This is a genomic window from Thermobaculum sp. T2p (assembly GCF_059335935.1).
The window spans coordinates 81233-104293 of sequence record NZ_JANZYQ010000020.1 but is presented as its reverse complement, the minus strand read 5'-3'; the positions used below and the strand labels follow the sequence as shown (position 1 = coordinate 104293).

At 45.4% G+C, this 23061-nt stretch carries 22 protein-coding genes; 17 read left to right on the top strand and 5 right to left on the bottom strand.

The genetic code is table 11. The features are described 5' to 3' along the window. Positions 1 to 133 precede the first annotated feature (133 nt). The 3 genes from cbiM to N2245_RS10185 are packed head-to-tail and all read left to right on the top strand — an operon-like array spanning position 134 to position 3039. Entirely contained in the window at positions 134 to 1402 is a 1269-nt protein-coding gene (gene cbiM, locus N2245_RS10195; protein ID WP_494536623.1) for a cobalt transporter CbiM, read from the top strand. Between the two features lie 18 nt (positions 1403 to 1420). Beyond that, entirely contained in the window at positions 1421 to 2260 is an 840-nt protein-coding gene (gene cbiQ / locus N2245_RS10190; RefSeq protein WP_494536622.1) for a cobalt ECF transporter T component CbiQ, read from the top strand. Between the two features lie 11 nt (positions 2261 to 2271). Then, positions 2272 to 3039, top strand: coding sequence for an energy-coupling factor ABC transporter ATP-binding protein (locus tag N2245_RS10185; RefSeq protein ID WP_494536621.1), 768 nt, complete (start codon positions 2272 to 2274; stop codon positions 3037 to 3039). A gap of 75 nt (positions 3040 to 3114) precedes the next feature. Here the strand turns inward: N2245_RS10185 and N2245_RS10180 are convergent, their stop codons facing one another. Beyond that, on the bottom strand, positions 3115 to 3864 hold the full coding sequence (locus tag N2245_RS10180) for an SIMPL domain-containing protein (protein ID WP_494536620.1): 750 nt from the start codon (positions 3862 to 3864) through the stop codon (positions 3115 to 3117). Positions 3865 to 4044: 180 nt separating this feature from the next. Between N2245_RS10180 and N2245_RS10175 the strand changes: the two genes are divergently transcribed. Continuing rightward, positions 4045 to 4947, top strand: coding sequence for a fumarylacetoacetate hydrolase family protein (locus tag N2245_RS10175; protein WP_494536619.1), 903 nt, complete (start codon positions 4045 to 4047; stop codon positions 4945 to 4947). A 144-nt stretch (positions 4948 to 5091) separates the two neighbouring features. Beyond that, the gene (locus tag N2245_RS10170; protein WP_494536618.1) at positions 5092 to 5664 is read left to right on the top strand and encodes an RNA polymerase sigma factor; all 573 of its coding nucleotides are present in this window, start codon (positions 5092 to 5094) and stop codon (positions 5662 to 5664) included. Between the two features lie 23 nt (positions 5665 to 5687). Here the strand turns inward: N2245_RS10170 and N2245_RS10165 are convergent, their stop codons facing one another. Continuing rightward, positions 5688 to 6623, bottom strand: a complete 936-nt coding sequence (locus N2245_RS10165; RefSeq protein ID WP_494536617.1) for a PAC2 family protein — start codon at positions 6621 to 6623, stop codon at positions 5688 to 5690. A gap of 88 nt (positions 6624 to 6711) precedes the next feature. On the opposite strand from N2245_RS10165, the gene N2245_RS10160 reads away from it, so the two are divergent. Next, a complete protein-coding gene (locus N2245_RS10160) occupies positions 6712 to 7512 on the top strand; it encodes a sulfite exporter TauE/SafE family protein (RefSeq protein ID WP_494536616.1) in 801 nt (266 codons plus the stop codon). A 1-nt stretch (position 7513) separates the two neighbouring features. Here N2245_RS10160 and N2245_RS10155 read toward each other — a convergent pair whose 3' ends face one another. Next, complete coding sequence (locus tag N2245_RS10155) at positions 7514 to 10261, bottom strand: bifunctional acetate--CoA ligase family protein/GNAT family N-acetyltransferase (RefSeq protein ID WP_494536615.1); 2748 nt, start codon at positions 10259 to 10261, stop codon at positions 7514 to 7516. Positions 10262 to 10395: 134 nt separating this feature from the next. Between N2245_RS10155 and N2245_RS10150 the strand changes: the two genes are divergently transcribed. From N2245_RS10150 to N2245_RS10140, 3 genes are all read left to right on the top strand, one after another. Then, the gene (locus N2245_RS10150; protein WP_494536614.1) at positions 10396 to 11562 is read left to right on the top strand and encodes a winged helix-turn-helix domain-containing protein; all 1167 of its coding nucleotides are present in this window, start codon (positions 10396 to 10398) and stop codon (positions 11560 to 11562) included. Between the two features lie 168 nt (positions 11563 to 11730). Then, positions 11731 to 12354 (top strand): calcium-binding protein, encoded by a 624-nt coding sequence (locus N2245_RS10145; protein ID WP_494536613.1) that lies wholly within the window; start codon positions 11731 to 11733, stop codon positions 12352 to 12354. Between the two features lie 128 nt (positions 12355 to 12482). Further along, the gene (locus tag N2245_RS10140; RefSeq protein ID WP_494536612.1) at positions 12483 to 12779 is read left to right on the top strand and encodes a hypothetical protein; all 297 of its coding nucleotides are present in this window, start codon (positions 12483 to 12485) and stop codon (positions 12777 to 12779) included. A gap of 97 nt (positions 12780 to 12876) precedes the next feature. Here the strand turns inward: N2245_RS10140 and N2245_RS10135 are convergent, their stop codons facing one another. Next, a complete protein-coding gene (locus tag N2245_RS10135; RefSeq protein ID WP_494536611.1) occupies positions 12877 to 13704 on the bottom strand; it encodes a class I SAM-dependent methyltransferase in 828 nt (275 codons plus the stop codon). Between the two features lie 240 nt (positions 13705 to 13944). Between N2245_RS10135 and N2245_RS10130 the strand changes: the two genes are divergently transcribed. The 7 genes from N2245_RS10130 (at position 13945) to N2245_RS10100 (ending at position 21322) form a co-directional block, all read left to right on the top strand. Further along, positions 13945 to 14790 (top strand): sugar phosphate isomerase/epimerase family protein, encoded by an 846-nt coding sequence (locus N2245_RS10130; RefSeq protein ID WP_494536610.1) that lies wholly within the window; start codon positions 13945 to 13947, stop codon positions 14788 to 14790. Between the two features lie 110 nt (positions 14791 to 14900). After that, positions 14901 to 15983, top strand: a complete 1083-nt coding sequence (locus N2245_RS10125) for an ABC transporter permease (protein WP_494536609.1) — start codon at positions 14901 to 14903, stop codon at positions 15981 to 15983. A 3-nt stretch (positions 15984 to 15986) separates the two neighbouring features. After that, positions 15987 to 16898 carry an ABC transporter permease gene (locus tag N2245_RS10120; protein WP_494536608.1) on the top strand — a complete coding sequence of 304 codons (912 nt, stop codon included), beginning with the start codon at positions 15987 to 15989 and terminating at the stop codon, positions 16896 to 16898. Continuing rightward, entirely contained in the window at positions 16899 to 17978 is a 1080-nt protein-coding gene (locus N2245_RS10115; RefSeq protein ID WP_494536607.1) for an ABC transporter ATP-binding protein, read from the top strand. Continuing rightward, on the top strand, positions 17959 to 18996 hold the full coding sequence (locus N2245_RS10110; RefSeq protein ID WP_494536606.1) for an oligopeptide/dipeptide ABC transporter ATP-binding protein: 1038 nt from the start codon (positions 17959 to 17961) through the stop codon (positions 18994 to 18996). Before N2245_RS10115 ends, N2245_RS10110 begins: the two co-directional genes overlap by 20 nt. A 2-nt stretch (positions 18997 to 18998) precedes the next feature. After that, entirely contained in the window at positions 18999 to 19178 is a 180-nt protein-coding gene (locus tag N2245_RS10105; protein WP_012874852.1) for a hypothetical protein, read from the top strand. A 116-nt stretch (positions 19179 to 19294) separates the two neighbouring features. Continuing rightward, positions 19295 to 21322: an ABC transporter substrate-binding protein gene (locus N2245_RS10100; protein ID WP_494536605.1), complete on the top strand. Its 2028-nt coding sequence runs from the start codon at positions 19295 to 19297 to the stop codon at positions 21320 to 21322. A 136-nt stretch (positions 21323 to 21458) separates the two neighbouring features. Here N2245_RS10100 and N2245_RS10095 read toward each other — a convergent pair whose 3' ends face one another. Then, positions 21459 to 21998, bottom strand: a complete 540-nt coding sequence (locus N2245_RS10095; RefSeq protein ID WP_494536604.1) for a LysE/ArgO family amino acid transporter — start codon at positions 21996 to 21998, stop codon at positions 21459 to 21461. Between the two features lie 131 nt (positions 21999 to 22129). Between N2245_RS10095 and N2245_RS10090 the strand changes: the two genes are divergently transcribed. After that, the gene (locus tag N2245_RS10090) at positions 22130 to 23053 is read left to right on the top strand and encodes an ABC transporter substrate-binding protein (RefSeq protein ID WP_494536603.1); all 924 of its coding nucleotides are present in this window, start codon (positions 22130 to 22132) and stop codon (positions 23051 to 23053) included. The last annotated feature ends 8 nt before the right edge of the window (positions 23054 to 23061 follow it).

Below are 23061 nucleotides of genomic sequence, written 5' to 3'. Positions count from 1 at the left end.
GAGCGGGTATATCCGCTCCCTTGACCCTCCCTAGGGCGCAAGGTATATTGTAAAAGAAATGTAGCAGGTGCAAATTGTTTCAATCGCCATTTGATGCTTTGATTTTCGAGCTTACTTGTGCCCGGAGGATGCTATGCATATACCCGATGGTTATCTCAGCCCGTCAACTTGTGCTGTGATGTATGCAGCAACAGCACCTTTTTGGTATATAGCCTTACAAAGGCTACGCAAATTCCTTTCTAGCAGGCTCATTCCCCTAATATCTTTGATGAGCGCATTCTCTTTTGTGATAATGATGTTCAACATCCCTCTCCCCGGCGGTACCACTGGGCATGCTGTGGGTATGGGTATAGCTTCAATTGTTCTTGGCCCTTGGGGATCGATTATAGCTATATCGATAGCCCTCATCCTCCAGGCTGTATTCTTTGGAGATGGTGGAATCCTGGCAATAGGTGCCAATTGCTTCAATATGGCTGTAGTGGGATCACTAGTAGCGTATGGTGTATACAGGCTTTTGTCGGGGAGGGTGTCTCTCACATCCGGTAGAAGAGTCATATCAGCTGCGATAGCGGGTTATGTATCTATTAATGCCGCAGCTTTTCTTGCTGCTATAGAGTTTGGTATTCAGCCAATGCTTTTCAAAGACGCTAATGGTGTTCCCCTTTATTCGTTTTATCCTCTTTCAGTAGCTATACCTGCCATGATGATAGGGCACCTGACATTTGCAGGTATAGCAGAGGCTATAGTAACCGGGGGAGTAGTAGCTTACTTGCAGAAGGTAGACCCAAGCCTGCTCAGAATGACAGCTGCGGGTGTAGAAGAGGGTGTGCGGCATACTGGTGTATCAACTCGTAGGCTGATACCTTTATGGGTAACTCTTGCGTTATTGGTTGTACTTACGCCTCTTGGATTGCTAGCTTCGGGTACTGCATGGGGAGAGTGGGGTGCTGAAGAGGTGGTTCAAGAGCAAGTTGGGTACTATATACATAATCTGTCGCCTTCTGAAAGGCAGGCACTTGCCTCTGACTTTAGAACCCTAGCGTCGCAGACTTCCGATGAATCGTTACGCAACGATTATAACCTCACTGCTCAATCAATTGAAGGCGGAAATATAAACGAAGCATCTAGCCTCGTCCAGAAGCATATCTCCTTACTAAGGGATGCTAGTAGTAGCCAATATGGAAGAATTAGAGATATGGTCTCTAATGTCCATGAGCCTTCAGGACTCAAGAAGTGGTCTTCCATCTGGACAGCTCCCATTCCGGATTATGCTCCTTCTTTCATGAGGAGTGAGGTGGCAGGTTACATCATATCAGCTGTGGTAGGTATACTACTCGTCACATTGGTTACCTGGCTAATAGGGAAAATATTTTTGGCAAGTAGATGGAACAATGGATCCTAATACACCAGGCTATGGTTTATGGACTTAATTAGTAAAAAGAAGAAGAGAGCCGGATTTCTAGAGAAGAGCTTAGATGGAATAACCAATGCCCTAGAAAGAGCTTCTTTTAGTGAACACACTTATGGTAAAGGAGGCTTCCTACAGCGGCTGGATCCAAGAGTAAAGGTTATAGGCTTCTTGCTTATCATATTATCTTCAGCTGCATCTAAGTCTCTTCTTGTGATCTTGAGCATATATATCTTTTCTATAGTATTGGCTATTATTTCCAAAGTCTCTCTAGGAAATATTGCCAGAACCGTATGGGTTGGTGCTTTCATATTCACAGGGACTATAGCTTTCCCAGCCCTTTTTCTTACTCCTGGGGATGTCGTTTTTCACATTCCAATCCTGGGTTGGGGTGTGACCGAGCAGGGTGTTAAAAGTGCGGCATTTCTCATATCTAGGGTCATAACATCTGCTACCTTTGCATTTCTACTTGTATTGACTACTCCTTGGAGTCACATATTGAAGTCATTGCGTTTCCTGCGGGTGCCTGTATTATTCGTGGTCATACTCAACATGACTTATAGATATATATTCCTGCTATTACGCACGGCGCAAAATATGTTTGAGTCTCGTAAAAGTAGGACTGTTGGGAAGCTCTCTCCTGCCGACAGCCGCAGGATAACTGCCGCAACAGCCGGTGTGCTGCTTAGCAAGAGCATGAAAATAAGTAGTGATGTCTATATGGCTATGCAGTCTAGGGGATTCCGAGGTGAAGTAAGAACACTTGAGGACTTTACAATGAGTTCTAGAGATTGGTTGGTCCTGCTAACATTTGTGTTCCTGAGCTGCATGTGGCTGTGGCTAGGAAGATAGGGAGAGTAACTATGAGTGATGCTGTTTTTGTTCTGGAAGATGTGTGTTATAACTATCCTGGCGGTATAAAGGCCCTTGACGGTCTGAATCTCTCCGTAAACACTGGCGATAGAATAGCCATACTAGGTGCTAATGGTTCTGGAAAGTCAACACTACTTAGGTTGCTGGATGCTCTGTACTTTCCTAGCCAGGGTAAGTTTACCGCCTTTGGAAGGCTAATAACTGAAGAATCTCTCCAGGATGAGGATTTCGCATTTTCTTTTAGAAAAAGAGTGGCTTTAGTTTTCCAAGACCCAGATGTGCAATTGTTCAATGCTACAGTTTTTGACGAAGTCGCCTTTGGTCCATTGCAGCTGGGTTGGGATAAGTCCGAAATAATTCGTAAAGTCAATGACATTTTGGATCTTATGGAGATAGCTCATCTTCGTGATCGGGCTCCGCATAGACTCTCAGGTGGGGAACAGAAGAGAGTGGCATTAGCCTCTGTTCTAATACTGGATCCAGAGGTGCTACTTCTGGATGAACCTACGGCTGCTCTTGATCCTAGGAGTCAAGAGCAGATCATAGACTTCCTAACTTTGTGGGGGCAGAAGGGTAAAACTATCATTTGTAGTACTCATGATTTGGATATAGTAGAGGACATAGCTGATAAGTGCTATGTCATACAAGCAGGTAAAGTCGCCGCGCACGGTAGACCTAGAGATATCCTAGCAGATATAGATCTGCTTCTAAACACTAATCTTATTCGCACATCTAGGGTCAGGCTCAGTAGTTGCTAAGATCTGTACCAGCTAGGCCCTAATAAAGTTTGGGCGCAGAAACTATCTGCGCCCAAACTTATGTTGCTTTTAGGGTTATCTGTTGATGGAGAATGTGACCTGTACGCTGATTGTCACTTTCATGCTGCCGGGCTCTATAGGGGTACTAACATCAGCAGCTGACCTAGCTTCGACACCAGCCGGCAATACTATAGGCGGATTAGAAACTGCTCCCTCGGATATATATACTGGCAGCCCAAGAGTTACACCAGCCGCCTGTGCTAGCTGCTGAGCCTTCTCTCTAGCATTCTCCATTGCTCTCTGGCGTGCTTGCTTCTCGAGCTCTGACTTGTTCTCTATTCCAAAGCTTATACCGCTTACGTAATTGGCGCCAGCCTTAATAGCCTCATCTAGGATATTCGAGGAGGATTCTATGTTACGTATAGTAACACTTACGTTGTTGTTGATAACAAAGACTCGCCTTTCCTGATCGTACCATATGCTGTAATTCGTCGTCTGAATATCCTTTTCCTTAACTCCTAGCTGCTTGATCTTATCAAGGATGTTGTTCATCTGTTTTGCAGCTTCTTCTCTTGCCAACTCTAAAGATGTGTTTTCGGTTTGAAATCCCAAGTTCAGATAGGCAGTATCTGGCCTGGCCACAGCCTCGCCTTCTGCCGTGACAGTTATGCCTGATGACAGTTGACTAGGTGCTGGATCGCTGCTTTGAACATCTTGGTCTTTCAATGTGCTTGCCCTCGTTATAAACAAGCCATAGCTGATAGCTGCAACCGCTAATAGCAATAGTATCGCCTGTACTAGATTCCTTTTTATTAAGTGCCACATTATACTACCCCTCCGATTTGATGACTCTTATTTGTTTTACTTCGCCTGTCTCCTGGGATATCACAAGCAGGTAATTTGTGATACTAAGACTAAAATTGTCCTGGCTTAGTTCCCATTGTATTCAAGAAATATCTTGAACTAAGGTAAAATCGCTCTTTAGAAAACTGTTTTGGAGGGATTATGAGACTAGTAACCTATCTAGAAAACGATCTACCCAAGTTAGGAGCTGTCAATGATAATAGGGTGGTTGATCTAGCCAGAGCTTCTTCCGGAAGGCTGCCTAGCACTATGCTAGAGTTTATTGAGATGGGAGCACAGGCCCTGGACTTTGCAAGGGAGATAGTTTACGGATCAGATAATCCTGCCTCTGTACCCCTTGAGTCTGTTAAGCTTTTAGCACCGATTCCAGTTCCTCGTAGAAATGTAATGTGTGTGGGCTGGAACTATGCAGAGCATTTTGAGGAGGGTTTAAATAAACGGGGACCGAGTGATGCTGAGCAGATGCCAGAATACCCAACGTTTTTTACTAAGCTCACAACTACTGTGGTGGGCCCGGGAGAAGGCGTGCAGTTCAACAGGAAAATATCCGAACAGGTAGATTGGGAGATAGAGCTTGCAGTAATTATTGGTCGTAGAGGCAGAAATATAAGCCAAGAAGAGGCTATGGATTATGTCTTTGGCTATACCATAGCGAATGACGTATCAACAAGGGACCTACAAAGGCGTCATGGTGGCCAGTGGTTTAGGGGTAAAAGCCTAGATACTCACTGCCCAATGGGGCCGTGGATAGTGACTGCTGATGAGATCGAAGATCCTCACGATTTAAGATTGTCCCTCAAGGTAAATGGTGTCGTAAAGCAAGATTCAAGTACCAAATACATGGTCTTTAGGATTCCTAGACTTATACAAGAACTGTCCTTGGGTTCAACCTTATTGCCTGGTGATATTATCTTGACCGGTACGCCTTCTGGGGTAGGATTTGCGCGTACTCCAGCGGAGTTTTTGCGTCCTGGTGACGTCATGGATCTGGAGATAGAGAAGATAGGTAGACTATCTAATCCAGTAGTAGAGTTCAACGATTAGCTGATTTCTAATGCAGGTGCGCATATAAGCCATTTTGCTTACTAAGCAGTAAGCAAAAAGTAGGATGGAACTATGCGCACCTGCACGATGACGTTTCTCCCTCAAGTAGCTAGTATCTAGAGTGAGAGGGAATGGAGGGAGAACGTGAATTCAGAACTCAAGGACAATATAAGTACTCAGCACATCTTGGACAAAGAAAGAGAGTTGGTAGAAAAGTCAAAGGTAGATAAGAGCGCGTTCGCTGAGCTGTACGCTTCATATGCCGAGAGGTTATATAACTATGTTTACAGCAGAGTTCATAATCGCGAGGATGCTGAGGATCTTACATCTCTGACTTTTATGCTTGCCCTCGAGGCTATAGAGAAGTATGAATGGCGTAATTTGCCATTTGGAGCATGGCTATTTAGGATAGCGTCCAATCAGATAGCCGTATACTATCGCAAGAAGAGGAACCTTCAATCAATTGAAGATCTTGCGATCGCTGATAGCGCACTTGATCCGGAAAGAGAAACTATGCGCATCGGTGATCAGATGATGATCCAGAAAGCGATCAACAGACTTAACCCCGACCAGCAAAAGGTCATACGCATGCGTTACTCACACGGTATGAAAAACAGAGAGATAGCAGAAGTGATGGGTCGTACTGAAGGTGCAGTTAAGCTGCTCATACATCGTGCGACAAACAATCTTCGTGCCCAGATGAGTAGAGCGCTCTGATTTCTAGAGCGCTCTACTCTTTGCTATTTGTTGTCTTCTTCCTGATCTTCCTCGTCGTCCTTGTTTCTGTTCTGGCTTTGCTGACGTAGATATTCCTCTATGGATCTGATTAGTCCCTCAGCCTCTGAGGCATCGTAACCCTCAGGGGTACCTTCGTCTTGTGTCTCCTCGCTCTGTTGATCCTCCATGCGCTGTTCCAGTTCGTGTACGTATTGTTCTATATCCGGATTATCTGAGACAGCAGCATCTACTTGTGATTCAAAGGTTATAGCTTCCATCTGAAGTCTGTCCACAGACACTCTGAGTCCTGTTAGTCTCTCGACACTGTCTACAAGAGCTAGTGCTGCCTTTGGATTAGGTGATGCGGATATATAATGAGGAATGGAAGCCCAGATACTGGCATGCTGAATACCTGACTCTGCTAGGGTAAGCCCTGCAACGCTTACAATCCCCGTGGGCCCTTCATAGAAGGAACTGTTTATGCCTAAACTCCTTAGCTTTTCTCCAAGCTCCGGACTGCTAGCCCCACCGCTTAGGGGTACAGGGCGAGTATGAGGGGTATCGGCAAGCATGGATCCAAGAGATATAACTTCTTTAACGCCTAACCTGTTTGCCATTTTTACCAATAATGAAGAATACCTTCTCCACTTCAGATTAGGCTCGGTGCCAACGAAAAATACATAATCCTTGGATTCTGAGATATGTGCGTAATAGAAGTTATTCGGAGTCCAGGTTATTACTCGGCCATAATCTCCTATAGGTCGTGTGTAAGGTCTTACTTGTGTAAAGTCATAGAATTCGTCAGGATCTATGGACGCGAACATGGTAGCGCCCGTCTGCGAGATTATATACTCGAGCGCATATGTGGCAGCGTTACCAGCATCATTCCAGCCTTTATAAGCAGCTATCATTGTGGGATTCGCCAGGTTAGGCCAGCTTTCTGCTCTGATCTCTTCCAATTCATGTCCCCCTAAGAATTCAGAAGATAGATTTCATTATGCCACGCCCGTCTGGACCTTTGATACCTTCAGGCAGCATAATGTGATCATGAATCTTTTCCTTTTCGACAGCATTCTGGCTTCTGTACCTATATCCGTACGAAGTTTATTAATTCTAGCTACTGCGGCTTTGATTGCGGGGGCTATTAATGCTATAGCTGGCGGAGGCTCTCTCATCACTTTCCCAGCCCTTCTTGCTGTGGGTCTACCTAGCGTGACGGCCAATGTGACGAATACGGTAGCATTATGGCCTGGGACTATAGGCGGGAGTGTAGCCTATCGAAGGGAACTTCGCTGTCAAAGCAAGAGGATATGGATCCTGGGGACTGTAGGTTTTGTAGGAGGACTGCTTGGATCTTTTATCTTGCTAATCAGTCCTCAGTCTGTATTCGACCTTATAGTACCTTTTCTTATACTCTTTGCTTGCGGCCTCCTGCTTGTACAGAAGAGAATAGCTAGGTGGATACTAACAAGTAGAGACGGCAAGGGAGAGAATTTGTTATCTCCTGGCATCCTGCTCGGACAGTTTCTTGCTGCTGTGTATGGAGGATATTTCGGGGCTGGATTAGGAATAATAACCCTAGCTATTCTGGGGCTTTTCCTAGATGATGATCTTCAAAGGATAAACGCTCTGAAGGGTGTTCTAACGCTAATTATTAATGGTATAGCAGCGTTATATTTTGCTGTGTTTGGTAATGTTGTGTGGCCTTTAGCATTACTTATGGCTATTTGTAGTTGGACGGGAGGATTCTTGGGCGTAAGGGTAGCGCGCAGACTCAATCCGGACGTGTTGCGGTTGCTAGTAGTAATATACGGTATAGTTGTGTCGATCAGGTTGATGTTTCCTTAGGTTACATAATATTTGTTGCCTCAGGCGTTTTGTTTACTGAGAGCTTAGCAACCACTATTCCATTATGTACGTCGTGTCTAATAGAAAAACCTAGTTTCCTACAGAGCTTTTGCATGCCGTAGTTTTCGGGTAGTATCTGAGCTTGAAGATTCGCTATACCTTCCCTTTTTGCTACTTCAATAAGTTTGCTCAATAAGAGGGTGCCTATTCCTCTGCGCTGAAACTTGTCGCTGATTATCATTGCAAATTCAGCATCTTGGCTCCATTCCACCCTGCTTAGTCTAGCCACCCCTATTATTTCGCTCCCCGCGCTTGGATCATATCTTTCCGCTACTAGTGCCATCTCCCGATCATAATCTATGAAGCATATTCTGGTTAGTCGCTCGTGTGCCGTCCTCTGAGTCAGACTCATCATCCTGAAATATCTAAAGTAGATACTTTCTTCTGATAATGTCTGGTGGAACCTCACGATTAAAGGCTCATCTTCTGCCCTGATAGGACGAATAGTTAGCTCTGTACCGTCTTCCAAGTTTACCCGCCATATGTACTCTGCCGGATAAGGTCTGATGGCGGGCCTAGGGAAAGAACTAACACCCTGATTGTGCAGTATAGCTCGAGCGTCTAGTGCCAGTATGTTGTTTGAAGATGCTAGTAAAGGATTAATCTCTATTTCTTTGATTTCTGGGTAATCAACTACCAGCTGACTGAACCTTACTATTATTTGCTCAAGAGCGTTAATGTCTATTCGCTTTCTTCCCCTTACTCCCAGTAGCGCTTGAAATATCTTAGTTCTCTCCATCATTCTACGAGCTAGGGTGGTGTTCAGAGGTGGCAGGCCTAGTTCCCTATCTCTATATACCTCTACTAGCTGTCCTCCTGATCCAAAAAGCAGGACTGGTCCAAACTGAGGGTCTACACTGCTACCAATTATAAGCTCGTAGCCTGATTCCTTTATCATTGGTTGGACGGTTACGCCATCAAAGTCCCCTCCCAAGGCCGACTTCATCGTATGCCAAGCATCTTTGACCCCTTCAGGGTTCGTTATATTTAGGTACACTCCTCCCACATCCGTTTTGTGTGTGATCTTGTTAGATAAGAGCTTGACAACTACTGGATAGCCAATCTCAATAGCAGCATCTAAGGCCTCTTCTAGTGTGTAAGCAGGTATAGTTCTAACGGTGGGTATCAAGTAATAGCTTAGGATTTGCTTCGTTTCCCATTCAGTTAGGACTGTTCTTCCAGCATTCCTACATTCTTGGATCTTATTAGCTATATCCTGACGATCCTCGTTAGATATGTTGATACTGGCTAGAGAAGGGGTTTCATACAGCAACCTCAGGTTTTCGTTGTACTGCCACATGTAATTAAACATTCTTACTGCTACATCTGGGTATCTGAATGTGGGGATGTTAGCGTTATTTAGCACTCTTTCTCCTTCAGCAATCATCTCTGCGCCCATCCAGCTTGCTAGTACAGGCTTTTTTGAATGCCTGGTGTTTGATACAAGTGCTTGTGCGGTGCGTGTTGGTTCAGTCATGGCTTGTGGGGTGAGAATTACTAGCAGTCCATCAGAGTTAGGATCTTCGACTACAGATTCTATGGCTTTGTTATATCGGTCGGCATCTGCATCTCCCAGAATATCTACGGGGTTGCCGTGGCTCCAGGTGGGTGGGAGAAAAGAATCTAAGATCCTGCTAGTATCTTCGGATAGGGTAGCCAATTCTCCTCCACCGCTGATCAGTGCATCTGTAGCTAGAACACCAGGTCCACCAGCATTAGTAACTATTAGCAACCTCTTCCCTTTGGGCCTCGGTTGCTTGCTAAGAACTTCGGATATGTAGAACAAATCAGATATGCTGTTGACCCTAAGGGCACCTACTCTTCTTATGGCTGCATCAAAAACCTCGTCACTTTCGGCAAGTGCGCCGGTGTGTGAGGCTGCGGCTCTAGCTGCAGCTTCGGTTCTACCAGCTTTTACTATGATGATAGGCTTTGTGAGCGCGATCTCTCTTACAGCAGAAAGGAAAGACCTTGTATCTCCTATGGATTCTATGTATAGCAGGATGCTGCTAGTGTGAGGATCATCTCCTAGATAGTAAATTAGATCGCTCCAGCTTATATCTAACATGGAGCCAATAGATATGAAGGCCGAAAATCCTACATTTTCCCTAAGGCTCCAATCCAAAATAGCGGTACAGAGTGCCCCACTCTGGCTTATAAAGCCCACGCTTCCTGGCTTCGCCATGGATGCAGCGAACGTGGCATTTAGACCTATAGGTGGCCTCATGATACCAAGGCAGTTAGGACCAATGATTCGCATCCCAGAGGTTCTAGCTATATCAAGGATTTCGCTCTCAAGCTTTTTGCCTTCTTCACCACGCTCTCGGAAACCTGCACTAAGTATTATCGCTCCCTTGATACCTACTTGAGAGCACTCCGATATTACTTGAGGTACAGTTTGTGGAGGAGTAGCGATAACAGCTATATCTGCTTGGTCAGGAATGTCCATTACAGACCGGTAAGCTTTTATGCCAAGGACACTGGACCTACGTATATTGACTGGGAATACCGTTCCTCCAAAGGGATTGCTAATAAGGTTCCATAAAACAGTTCTACCTACACTCCCCGGCTCTTCACTAGCGCCTATTACAGCTACGGCCTTGGGTGCAAATATCGCATCTAGTGCAGTCCTTCCATAGCCTAGTATATTGTGAGCGGGATCACCTGCCGTTACGGACCTATCGTGCACCTTTGTACTCCTAAGAAAGCATATTCTAGTGCCAAAACTAGGACATTGAATACCATGTTTACTTAGTATAATTGCTGCACTGTATATCCATCCTATTTTCAACCTTATTATCTCTGTCTATCTGGGGAGCATCAATGAAGATAAGCAATAAAATGGCAAGATATGCCTTATTACATGCTCAGGGACTTAGGAAGAGAGCTGAACCTGCAACTAAGTGGGATGTGCTTCAGGCTATCAGGCGGATGGGAGCACTCCAGATAGACACTATAAATGTAGTGGCTCGTAGCCCCTATCTAGTCCTTTGGAGTAGATTAGGTGATTACGATCCTAGATGGCTAGACGAACTACATGCTGAGGGTCATCTTTTTGAGTATTGGTCACATGCAGCATGCTTTCTCCCCATCGAGGATTATCCGATCTATCGTAGACGTATGATCGATAGATCTAGATCATTAGCCAAGTGGTATCAGGTAGACTCTGAGACTATCGATAGTGTCTTAGATCTTGTATATAACTATGGACCCGTACTATCATCTAGCTTCCCCAATCTTGACAAGCGTGCCGGAGGTTGGTGGAATCGCAAGCCTGAGAAAGAGGCCTTAGAGTACTTGTTCGATATAGGCGTGCTCATGGTAAAGGAGAGGAGAAATTTTCAAAGAGTTTATGACCTGCGGGAACGAGTTCTGCCAGATTGGGACGATTCCAATGTGCCCTCTACCGAAGAGATGAATAAGTCATTAGTACTTAAATCAGTAAAAGCTATAGGAGTAGCTAAGCTCGCATGGGTAAGTGATTACTTTCGCCTTGACAGAACTTCGACTGTAGCTGCTATCAAACAATTGCTGGACGAGGGAGAGTTAGTTCAAGTAGATGTAGATGGATGGGATGTTCCAGCTATAGCAAGCAGTAGTTTTATATCTGAGTTGAATGTAATTGATGAGGAGATTTCTAAGTCTCAGATTACTACCTTCCTATCTCCTTTTGATCCAGTGATTTGGGACCGTAAGAGGGCTTTAGAGCTGTTTGATTTCGACTACAAAATAGAAGTATATACGCCTGCTTCCAAAAGGATATACGGATACTTTACGTTGCCGATTCTTTACAAAGGAAGAATAATAGGACGCATCGATCCAAAGGCTCATCGTAAAGATGGAATCATGGAGATAAGGGCTTTGCACTTGGAATCTGGGGTTGAGATAGATGATGAGCTCATCTTCGAAGTCAGCGAAGCCTTAAGGAGTTTTGCTAATTGGCATGGTACTCCTGAACTTCTAGTAAGGCGAGCTCCCTTTCAAATATAGATTTAGATGCACTAATGACTATTGGTGACGTAACTCTCTACAGGTTGCATCTTGACGCCTGCGAAAATTATTTTCCCCCTTTATTCCAAAGCAGTGACAAAGTAGCTGACAAGAGCGCTCTCTATCATTTCTTTAGAATCAGAGATCAATTTTCAAGGGGGCAGATGTATGAAGTGGTTTACGTCTATATTATCTACTCTAGCTTTGGTAATGCTTGGCGTTAAGGGGATTGCTCTAGCAAAACAAATATATGGTAATAACGCTAACAATTACCTCGTAGGTACTAACTCCTGGGATACGATCTTTGGTAGGGGAGGCAGGGATACAATCTACGGCTTGGGTGAAGATGATGATTTGTACGGCGGCGACGGCGGAGACAGAATCTATGGCGGCTCAGGATGGGATACAATCCGTGGCGATGATGGTCCTGATTATGTCGAAGGTAATAGCGGTATTGATGATATAAAAGGTGGTTACGGAAATGACACACTCTCAGGGGGAGGCGGAGATGATGATATCGCAGGGGGCTATGGTGATGATGTGATCCACGGTGGCAGCTATGATGATTGGCTTGAAGGGCAGAATGGCAAGGATAAAATATACGGCGATGCGGGTGAAGATTATATCGATGCAGGGTCAGGGTCTGATTATGTGTACGGCGGTGATGATGATGATTCCATAGATACTTATGGAGACGGCTCCAAAGACTACGTGTACTGTGGGAAAGGAGTAGACGAAGTTTTTGCGGATAGCTGGGACTACGTCTCAAGGGATTGTGAGGAGGTTTACTAGCGCGTAGTCAACGCGCTAGTAAACCTAAACAGTATCGAATTTATGATATTTTTGCTTCAAGAATATTCTCTTTACGGTTTATTACTTTAAATTATGGCTATAAACCGTAAAGAAACTGGGGAAGAACGATGTGGACACTAACGGGACTGGGCGGCAACTTCACGACAAAAGACGAAATGATGCAATCTGTGGAGCTTATACTCCAGATAGCTGTACAAAGGCTGCAGGAAAGTAAGGACGAAGCTGAAGCTATGTCAATCGCGATGAAGGATCTGGCGAGGGATATACTTGCTGCATCTGATTCAAGCTCCCAAGTAAGGGATAGCCTGCTTCTATCTTCATTGCTAAGATTGTATGCGCTTTGTATAGCTGCAGGTATCTTTGACGAGAGAGGTAAGCTTATCCAGTTCAAGACTCACCCTTAATTTTTTATATAGTAGAGGGTAGAAGAGAGTAATCTCTTCTACCCTCGGATAGTATTTATGAGTGCGATATTTGCTATAGAACCGTGAGTATTGTCTGTTATATGGCAAGGACGTTTATCGACTGTGCTGAAAACTCGTAGCTACTATCTGGCAACTTGTAAGGTTCTACTATTTGATAGATAAGGTCTCTAAGTTCTAAGAGCGCGTCTTCACGCAGAGTGCTGATAAATCCCGAGTAGTCGCCACCAAGTCGGGTTATTACCTGCCAGTAGGTTTCCTTGTCAGGAAATCTCAATTTTGTTTCCATGCTGCTCATTTCAAGTGTCAAAAAACCGCTCTCTGTGAGTGCCTCTTTTAAACTGTCACGATTAGAGAGGTTGAAGATATCGGGAAAACTGGATTTGGGGATAAACCCCTTACCTATTAGCAGGTTATGTACTAGTGAGATCCAGGGATTTTTTATGGGATCACCCCATACTGCAAGAGCCAACCTACCCCCAGTTCTTAGCACACGTCTTGATTCTCGAAGCGTTTCCTTGTAATTAGTGGAGGTTATTCCCCATTTACAGATGGTTGCGTCTACACTATTATCAGGAAGTTCTATCTTTTCTGGGTTCAACACTTTGAACTCTACGTTATTTATCCCTAACTCCTTAGCTCTCATCCTAGCAATGTCAAGAGCTTCTGTGCTTCGGTCACTGCAGATCAATTTTCCATTGGGCCCCAAGAAGCTAGCAGCCACAAAGCCGGTGTCTCCTGTTCCCGCTAGCAGTTCCAGTATTACTTCTCCCGGCCCTGGGTTGATCTGTCTTACTAGCCAAGCTGTAACGGGTCTGGATATAGTCCATAATTCGTTTCTAAGCCTGTAAAGGCTCGTAGTCAATTGCCATCTGGCTTCCTTATTGTGGTCTTCTATTGGTTCCATAATCCCTCCAGTTAGTAAGCCATTATAGGGTTAGAAGGATTGTTATCTGTCATTGTGGGAGTGAATTTATAGTTGATCTTTTGTAGAGGGGCATCTTATGGACTAATTATTTTGCCGAATAGTTGGAAATTCTAAATTATGCACAAAAATTTGCGCGACAAGTCGCACTCTACTGTTGCCAAGTTTTCACTATAGTAGTAACCTTCTGATAAGTCACTTTCTATGCGGGGGTAACTATTATTGAAGCCAAAACTTGCAGTCTCTAGCTACTCCTTTCATCGCTTTGGATGGGGGCCCGAGGGTAATAATAAACCAAGCCTCGAGCAGATGATAGATAAGTGCTCTGAACTCGGTTTGGAAGGAATAGAACTTTTGGGGGTTCACTTTGAGAAGTCGGATCCTACCTATCTACATAGCCTCAAACAGTACGCTTTTATGAGAGGTATAGATATAGTAGCCGTATCGGCTCACCACAACTTCGTACATCCTGATTACTCGACCCGCATGGGAGAACTAGATAAGCTAGTTAGATGGATAGACGTGGCCTACGAATTAGGAGTCGCTACTGTACGGGCCTTCGGTGGAAGGTGGAATACCATTGGGAGTTTCGAGGATTTTATGGCTGCCGGTGGGGACGAACCTCCTCTCGATGGGTATACAGATGATGATGCTTTTGATTGGAGCATCGAGTGCTTCAAGATAGCTAGTTATTATGCAGGTAAGAAAGGCGTAACCATAGCACTTGAGAATCATTGGGGACTAACTGGAAAGGCTGAAGGCGTACTAAGGATAATAAACAGTGTCCGGTCTCCTTGGCTAAAGGTAGTGCTAGACACCGGGAATTTTAACTTCCGTCCCGATCAGTATGAGGAGATGCGAACTCTCCTACCTTACGTGGTCATGTTGCATGCCAAAACCTATTTTGGTGGAGGGATATTTTACGACGCCCACCTAGACTATCAAAAGATTGGTCAAATGCTTCGAGAAGCTAATTTTAGTGGTTACGTATCTATTGAGTTTGAAGGAAGGGATCACCCTAGTAAGGGTATCCCGTCGAGTATAAAGCTCCTTCGCTCTTGCCTGTAGCTGGGTATCAATTAGCAGTACGTTCATTTGCTACTAGTTGTTGACAGCATGTGACTATGGTTTTATACTTTGGCCGCATTACTGGATGAATGTTATAGAAAGGAGAGATAATGGCAGTCATTCAGGAAGGACGCGCTGTAGCTGAACCCAACGTTGGTATCGTGGTACTAGCGCGTCGGGTGGTGGGTAACTATCTGCTGCGGAGGATAATCAGAGCTATACTTACTATCTACCTGGTATCTACTATAACCTTCTTTCTTGTAAGGTTAGTTCCGGGTAGCCCCATCGAGGTCTATATTTACAACCTAGTCAACCAATACGGAATTCCCTATGAAGAGGCAAAGCAGCAAGCGGCTTCGCTGTTCTCTCTTGATCTGGATGCTCCAATATGGCGGCAATACTTTGACTATATGGGAGGACTTCTCCATGGGGATTTTGGTAAATCCCTTATAAATGTTGGTACGCCGGTAACTACTTATGTGCTCAAGTACCTCCCATGGACGCTGTTTAGTGTGGGTATTGGAGAGATACTAAGCTTCTTGCTAGGAATGTCCATAGGGATGTTTATGGCCTATCGTAGAGGGTCGAGACTAGACCACGTAATGACTGTAGTTGCCTCAGCACTTAGCTCCATACCTAATTATCTTGTAGGCATGATGCTAGTTGTGTTCTTAGGAGTGCAGCTGGAGCTCTTCTCGTTTACGGCTATGCGTGGGACGATTTCTCCTGGTATACAACCGGGATTTAGTCTGACTTTTATCAAAGATGCACTTTATCATGCATCTTTGCCTATAACCGTCTACCTACTCACCACTATTGGTGGATGGATACTCACCATGAGAAGTAGTACCGAGTCAACACTTGGAGAGGACTATGTCACGGTCGCTAAAGCCCGTGGATTGAAGGAAAGAAGGATAGTAACTTCCTATGTGGGTAGAAACGCCTCATTGCCCCTGTTCACGCAGTTCACCATATCGCTAGCCTTCGTAGTAGGCGGGTCCTTCTTTGTAGAGTGGTTGCTGAACTATCAAGGTATTGGATTAGTTCTTTTCAATGCTATACAACAGCGCGATTACCCAGTGCTCCAAGGTATATTCCTGCTAATCACTATATCTGTAATATTTGCAAACCTCCTGTCAGATCTAATCTACGCGCGACTTGATCCTAGGATAAGGCTTGTTGGAGGAAGATAGGCAATGACCACCACTACAGTAGAGGCTAGGTCTAATCCGCTCTCCTGGCTTGCTAGTGTGATCAGCTGGATTGGTACCACTCTCAAGCTAATATCCAATAATAAGGTTGGTTTTGTGGGATTTATAGGACTGGTAATTATTCTACTGATAACCTACATAGGACCTATATTTGTACCCATGGACATGTCGGCTAATGTGGGGCAAATATATCAACCCCCATCTCTCGAGCATCCCCTAGGAACAGATTCTGAAGGCAGGGATGTTCTTGTGCAGATCATCCACGGTGGTAGATCCATCATATCTGTCGGTTTCATGGCGGCTGTGATATCTACTTTTATAGCGTTAACCTTGGGTTCAATAAGCGCTTATTTTGGAGGGCTAGTAGATACCATCCTCACTTGGATAGCTGACGTCGTTTTGACAATACCCAGTGTTATCTTCCTTGCTGTGTTAGCCGGAATATTTCAATTCAAGACTCAGGCTAGTATCGCACTTATAATAGGTGCTATTAGCTGGCCCAGCTTGATGAGAGCAATTAGGTCACAGGTACTATCCTTAAAAGAAAGGGATTATGTAGAAGCTGCTAGATGTCTGGACCTAGGTACTACACACATCATATTTAGGGAAATAGCCCCCAACATGGCAGGTTATATAGCCATAAGCTTTACTCTCGCATTAACATCAGCAATGTATGCCTCAGTAGGATTGATATTCTTGGGGCTTGTGCCTCTGGCAGGAATAAACTGGGGGGTGATGTTGAACCTTGCCTGGGTACGAGGGGCGATATTCTTTAAGGATAGCCTTCTATACATACTCTCCCCTATTGTAGCCATATCCTTATTCCAGCTTAGCCTGGTGGCATTCTCCAGGTCTCTGGCTGAGATCTTTGATCCAAGACTGAGAGGAGGTTCCTAGGTGAAAGAGAAGACCTTATCCAGTGCGGAGATAAGGGGATTTGAAAGAACCGCACTGTCTGTCGAAAACCTGGAGATAGGCTACAGGGCTAGCAGAGGAATTGTTCACGCTGTAAGAGGGGTTAGTTTCGATCTACTAGAGGGCGAAAGCCTAGCTCTAATAGGTGAGAGCGGTTCTGGGAAGACTACCATGGGATTGGCTTTGGTTCGGCTACTTCCAACTTCTGCTAAGGTCTTTAGCGGTAGAATCATTTTCAAAGATGATACTGGTAGACAGCTAGATGTACTCAAGCTTGAAAAGGAAGGTCTGCGACGCTTTAGATGGGAACAATGTGCGATGGTCTTCCAGTCGGCATTGAATGCGCTCAATCCTGTTCTCAGGGTTAGAGATCATTTTCTGGATACGTATAAATCTCACAATTCTGGTGGCCAGGTAGATGAGAAAAAGGTCATCGAAAGGGCTAAAGAAGTTCTAAGATTTGTCCAACTCGATCCAGATCGAGTACTTAACTCGTTCCCGCATGAGCTCTCCGGTGGTATGCGTCAAAGAGTCATGATAGCTCTGGGTTTGTTGCTAAATCCTAAAATTATTATTCTAGATGAGCCTACAACTGCTTTGGATGTTATTACCCAGAGGGCTATCATTGATGTTATACGTCGCCTGAAGCAGGAACATGAATTTGCAATGATATTTATATCGCACGATCTATCGCTAGCTGCTGAGCTAGCTGATCGGGTAGCGACTATGTACGCTGGACGTGTGATCGAGATTGGCAGTGTGGAGGACATATTCTATAAGCCTTGTCATCCCTACACTGTAGGTCTACTCAAGGCAGTCCCGACACTCGAGGGCGGTAGGAAAGACCTCATATCCATTCCGGGTTCTCCCCCTGACCTTATAGATATGCCTAGTGGTTGTAAGTTTCATCCACGTTGTCCCTATGCCACTCAGCAATGTATGGAAGAGGAGCCCCCTCTAATAGACGTTGGTAATAATCACGGGACCGCTTGCTGGCATTGGCAGCGCGTCATGCAAGATTGGGAAGTAGGAAAGGATGCCTATGAGCGAGACAGCGATTGAGTTTGTACATGTGAGCAAAATTTTTGGCCATGGCAAGAACCAAGTAAGGGCCGTGGATGATGTCTCATTTAAGATCGAGAAGGGTAAAACCTTGTGCCTTGTTGGCGAGAGTGGATCGGGTAAGTCTACTACTGGCAAGATGGTAGCAGGTTTGCTCCCACCATCTGAGGGCAAGATACTCTACAGGGGCAAAGACGTCTCCACCTTAACTCATTCTGAGAGCAAGCAGTTTCGCCGAGCGGTCCAGATGATTCACCAAGATCCATATGCTTCTCTTAATCCTGTAAGGTCGATTGCACAAATTCTTGCTACTCCTCTTCAGCATCACCATATAGTTAGATCTAAGCCCGAATTATACAGAAAGATGGAAGAGTTGCTTGAGATCGTAGGGCTTACACCTCCACGTGATTTTCTGTTCAAGTATCCACATCAGCTCTCAGGAGGGCAGCGACAAAGAGTAGCGGTAGCACGAGCCCTGACTGTAAATCCAGAGCTTATAGTGGCGGATGAAGCCGTATCCATGGTGGACGTATCTCTGCGTGTCAGTCTCCTCAATATGATGCTCAGGCTTCAAAACGAGCTGGGTGTTACGTTTCTTTTCATAACCCACGACTTAGCGGTTGCCAAGCATTTTGCTTGGGAAGGTCAGCTCGCTGTGATGTATTTGGGTAGAATAGTCGAGTTGGGTGATACCCAAGACTTGATAGCCGACCCTATACATCCCTATACAAGAGCTCTTATAACCGCACTCCCCGAAGCTGATCCTGTGGTAACTCGGACCAAGAAGAGACTTATATTGCGTAGTCCAGACATACCTAGCCTCCTTAATCTACCATCTGGATGCACTTTTCATCCTAGGTGTCCGCTATATGAAGAAGGTTTCTGTGAGATAGAAAGGCCGGCATCTGACGTGGTCAACATTAATGGACATCTAGCTGCCTGTTTTGTCGAGGCTCGCAAGAGAGGGCAGGAGGACAGGATCCCGGAGTCCGTTCGCTCTGGGGGCGTGAAGGTGTAGCTATGAACCCGCAGACAGGACAAGCAGCTTTCAGAATAGGCTGCTTTATAGTTCTATTATCTGCAGCGCTGTTGATATGGCTAAGACCTGGTACTGCTGAGTTCACTATAACAGTATTCATGCTGTTCATAGGGATTATTTTCTTGTTCATTGTAGCTTTAGTAGTTCGAAGATCTATCTAGGCTATACCTTGGAAGGGGGTGATGAAAGGGAAAGGGGCACTGCGTAGGTTAGCCGGAAGGCAAGGTTGCTGGCTGGTCGTGTCATGCCAAATAGACTTTTTGGGAGGGAATACCTAATGTCAAAGGATAGCAAGATTAATAGAAGGAAGTTTTTGAAGTTTTCAGCAATGGCAGCAGGTAGTGCGATACTTGTTGCTTGTGGTGGGGGTACACCTGGATCTACACCTACTACAGGAGCTTCGCCAGCTCTAGGAGGATCTCCAACGCCAGCTGCTTCAGCTGGTGGGAGTCCTTCTCCAAGCCCGGCTGCCAGTCCAACTTCGGCTGCTAGCCCAGCTCCATCTCCAACTAGTGTGGCAGCTTCACCTACTCCAGCTATGCAGGAAACACCTGCTGCGTCACCCACTTCAGCTGGACAGGCTGGAGGTAATATAACCGCTCAAATAGCTCCTATGGCACCTGAGATCAAGCCCTCTGGTCAACCGACTGGAGGTGAATTCCATGGTGCTTGGCCTTACCAGATGCCTCCTACGGGACACTGGAATACCTTTGCCACGAATAACAATAGCTTTGGCATATATTGGGACATGCTTGAGATGCCATTAGGCTTTTATCTCTGGGACAAGAATCAATATGTACCTCTGTTGGCAGTCAGCTGGGAGATAATACCACCTGATACCTTCCAGGTGAAGCTCCGCCAAGGTGTTAAGTGGAGTGATGGCTCACAATTTACATCTAAGGATGTAGTAACTACCTTCACTTTGCTGCGCTTGCAGGATGCTGTGGTTTGGAACTACCTAGGGTCCATAGACGCACCTGACGATTACACTGTGGTGTTTAAGATGAAGGACCCATCGACCGTAGTACCTAGGTACATTTTGCGGGAACATATAAGGGCGAACTCCGTATATGGCGAATTTGCCCAGAAGGCTAAGGCCATGTTCGACAAGGGTGCAACTACAAGCTCAGCAGATATGAAGAAGCTACGCACTCAATTCGAGGGCTTCCGCCCCAAGGAGCTTGTGGTAACCGGCCCGTACAAGGTCCAGCCTGGAAGCATGACGGAATCTCAAGTTACGTTGGTCAAAGTGCCAGACGCATGGAATGCCAACATGGTTAACTTTGACAAGATAGTTCTCTATAACGGTGAGACGCCCACGGTCACCCCGATCCTGCTTTCCAAGCAGATAGACTATGCTACCCACGGCTTCCCGCCAGCTACTGAGAAGGCTCTACAGCAGGCTGGCTTTCGTATCATAAGACCACCAGTGTACTCTGGCCCGGCATTGTTCTTCAACTACAAGAGGCTAAATGAGTTCTCTGACCCTAGGGTCCGCCAGGCCATAGCTATGGCTGTCAATATGGATCAGAACGCCACCGTGTCCCTAGGGGAGTCAGCAAAGCGTTGCAAGTACATGGCTGGTGTATCCGATGCGATACTTGAGAAGTGGGTACCGCAGAGTGAGTTATCCAAGTTGAACTCTTATGCATATGATCCAGATAAGGCGGCTCAAGTACTCCAAAGTGCTGGATTCAAGAAACAAGGAGACACATGGGTCACCCCTAATGGTAAACGTATGGAGTACGAGCTTGGTGTACCTGCAGAATACGCCGACTGGTCAGCAGCTGCTCAAAACCTAGCTGATCAGCTGACTAAGTTTGGGATTAAGACTACCGTAAGGCCTGTCACGTTTACTCAGTGGAGTACGCAGATGGATGCCGGTAGGTTCCAACTGGGCATTAATGCGTGGGGAGCTGGTAATCCTCATCCTCACTTCTCTTATGTTGCGGATCTTCTTACTCATAATGCTCCTCTCGCTTCTGGTGGAGGTATGAACTATCCTCTCAAGCAGAAGACACAGTCTGTAGGTGAGGTGGATCTGCAAAAGTTAACCATTCAAGCTGCTTCTGGGCTCAATATTGACAAACAGAAAGAGGTGATTACTACTCTAGCTAAGGCCTTCAACGAGCTCCTGCCGATAATCCCTCTATGGGAACGTTATGGTAATAACCCGGCTCTCGAAAACGTGAGAGTTGCGGGCTGGTTACCTGAGAACGATCCTATCTATGCTAACAGCCCATATAGTGATAACTTTGTGACTTACATGATCCTAAATGGCACGCTAAAGGGCGTTAGTAGATAGGAAATACTTGAGCATGGGTAACATAGTACAGCTATGTTACCCATGCCTACTTCGCCGTAACGACAGTAAGTAGCTGTTGTGCCAAGTAAATGGCGCTACCCCACATAACTATGGCTGACGCCTTGTTCAAGACACCCTACATTGCTGTGCTTTTCTTCATAATTCTGCCGGTTAATGCTAACAGAGCAAACCAGATCCAAGATACTGCTATAGTTGCAAGGGTAAAAGATAGCTTTTCTTTCCCAGAGTAAGTTAGCGAGCTTGTACCTATCACACCTACGGTGTCCATTATTGCTCCGGGATTCAGGAGAGAAAAAGATAGTGCAAATACAACTTGCCTACGAACTGGCCAATTCGTCGATTCACCAGTATGTATAACGTGGTTGTGTGCCTGAGAGCTTTTCCAGTTAACCCATCCTGTGTAGATTAGGAATACTGTACCTATAGTAGTCACCGTTACCATTATCCAAAGCTTGTTCAATACCAACAAAGACACGCCTAACACTGCGATAAGGATCAGAATTGTGTCGGATACCGAGGACGTAATAATAGCTGGGATAGCCTTAGCGAACCTTGGATGTGTAGCTCCCTGTGTGAGAACGAACATATTTTGTGGGCCGATGGCGATTATCAACCCAACGGCCAACAAAAAGCCGTGTAGGAAAGCTTTTAGCATAACTCCCTCAACTTTTTGATTTGTTTTGTCCTTCTTTGAGGCTTGTAATTGCTATATAATTCGCTCTGATTCTGTATATGAGTCTGCAATAATTATTACGAGTTTTCACGCTGGAGGTCACGATCGTAAACATGAAGAAGAGCAAACAGGCCATAAAAAAGTCTCTAATGTTTCCAATATTGATCTTAGGATTAACCTTTTTGATCGCCTGTGGAGGGCAGCAGGGAGGGGCTACCCCCACCTCTGGTAGCACCGGCACATCGTCTCCTTCTCCCTCTACTCAATCTCCATCGCCATCTCCTACTACAGCTGCATCTTCACCTGCACCTCAGCTAAAGCTGATAAATGATGGGTATCTAACTGTAGGAACGGATGCTAGCTATCCACCTATGGAGTCCGTTGATCCAAAGACAGGACAAATAGTAGGCGCTGATGTGGATTTGGCCAATGCCCTTGCTAAGGCGATGGGGCTAAAGGGCGCCAAGATGGTAAACAATTCCTTTGATACGATAATCGCGGCACTGCAGAGAGGAAAATTCGACATAATAATGTCCAGTATGAACGACACTCCAGAAAGGAGGCAACAGGTCGATTTTGTAGATTATATGACAGCCAGCATAGGAATCGTTGCCCCCAGCGACAGCAATATTAAAGCTGATAGCTATAAGGATCTCTGCGGCTATACTGTGTCTGTTCAAAGGGGGACTGTGGAGCTAGATGAGCTCCAAAAGGTCAATGAGCAATGTACCAAGAAGATGACCCTGAAGACCTTTACGCAGGATACCGATGCCTGGCAGGCACTTGTATCTGGACACGTAGATGTATATACTTCGGATCTCCCCGTGACTGCCTTTCACATAAAAGAAAACCCATCTAAGTTCAAGCTGGCTGGTAAACCTTTCTCCGCTGGTCAGAATTATGGTATAGCGATTCCCAAAAATAGGCAGGATCTCAAGAATGCGCTGACTGAGGCGCTGCAACAAATAAGGGCAAGCGGGGAATATGACAGAATCCTCAAGAAGTGGGGCGTAGAGGGAGCAGCTCTCAAAGAGTAAATTTATGG

Coding starts and splice junctions, on each gene's coding strand:
- cbiM (WP_494536623.1), top strand. CDS start 134: ATGCATATACCCGATGGTTATCTCAGCCCGTCAACTTGTGCTGTGATG.
- cbiQ (WP_494536622.1), top strand. CDS start 1,421: ATGGACTTAATTAGTAAAAAGAAGAAGAGAGCCGGATTTCTAGAGAAG.
- N2245_RS10185 (WP_494536621.1), top strand. CDS start 2,272: ATGAGTGATGCTGTTTTTGTTCTGGAAGATGTGTGTTATAACTATCCT.
- N2245_RS10180 (WP_494536620.1), bottom strand. CDS start 3,864: ATGTGGCACTTAATAAAAAGGAATCTAGTACAGGCGATACTATTGCTA.
- N2245_RS10175 (WP_494536619.1), top strand. CDS start 4,045: ATGAGACTAGTAACCTATCTAGAAAACGATCTACCCAAGTTAGGAGCT.
- N2245_RS10160 (WP_494536616.1), top strand. CDS start 6,712: ATGAATCTTTTCCTTTTCGACAGCATTCTGGCTTCTGTACCTATATCC.
- N2245_RS10150 (WP_494536614.1), top strand. CDS start 10,396: ATGAAGATAAGCAATAAAATGGCAAGATATGCCTTATTACATGCTCAG.
- N2245_RS10145 (WP_494536613.1), top strand. CDS start 11,731: ATGAAGTGGTTTACGTCTATATTATCTACTCTAGCTTTGGTAATGCTT.
- N2245_RS10140 (WP_494536612.1), top strand. CDS start 12,483: ATGTGGACACTAACGGGACTGGGCGGCAACTTCACGACAAAAGACGAA.
- N2245_RS10135 (WP_494536611.1), bottom strand. CDS start 13,704: ATGGAACCAATAGAAGACCACAATAAGGAAGCCAGATGGCAATTGACT.
- N2245_RS10125 (WP_494536609.1), top strand. CDS start 14,901: ATGGCAGTCATTCAGGAAGGACGCGCTGTAGCTGAACCCAACGTTGGT.
- N2245_RS10120 (WP_494536608.1), top strand. CDS start 15,987: ATGACCACCACTACAGTAGAGGCTAGGTCTAATCCGCTCTCCTGGCTT.
- N2245_RS10110 (WP_494536606.1), top strand. CDS start 17,959: ATGAGCGAGACAGCGATTGAGTTTGTACATGTGAGCAAAATTTTTGGC.
- N2245_RS10105 (WP_012874852.1), top strand. CDS start 18,999: ATGAACCCGCAGACAGGACAAGCAGCTTTCAGAATAGGCTGCTTTATA.
- N2245_RS10100 (WP_494536605.1), top strand. CDS start 19,295: ATGTCAAAGGATAGCAAGATTAATAGAAGGAAGTTTTTGAAGTTTTCA.
- N2245_RS10095 (WP_494536604.1), bottom strand. CDS start 21,998: ATGCTAAAAGCTTTCCTACACGGCTTTTTGTTGGCCGTTGGGTTGATA.
- N2245_RS10090 (WP_494536603.1), top strand. CDS start 22,130: ATGAAGAAGAGCAAACAGGCCATAAAAAAGTCTCTAATGTTTCCAATA.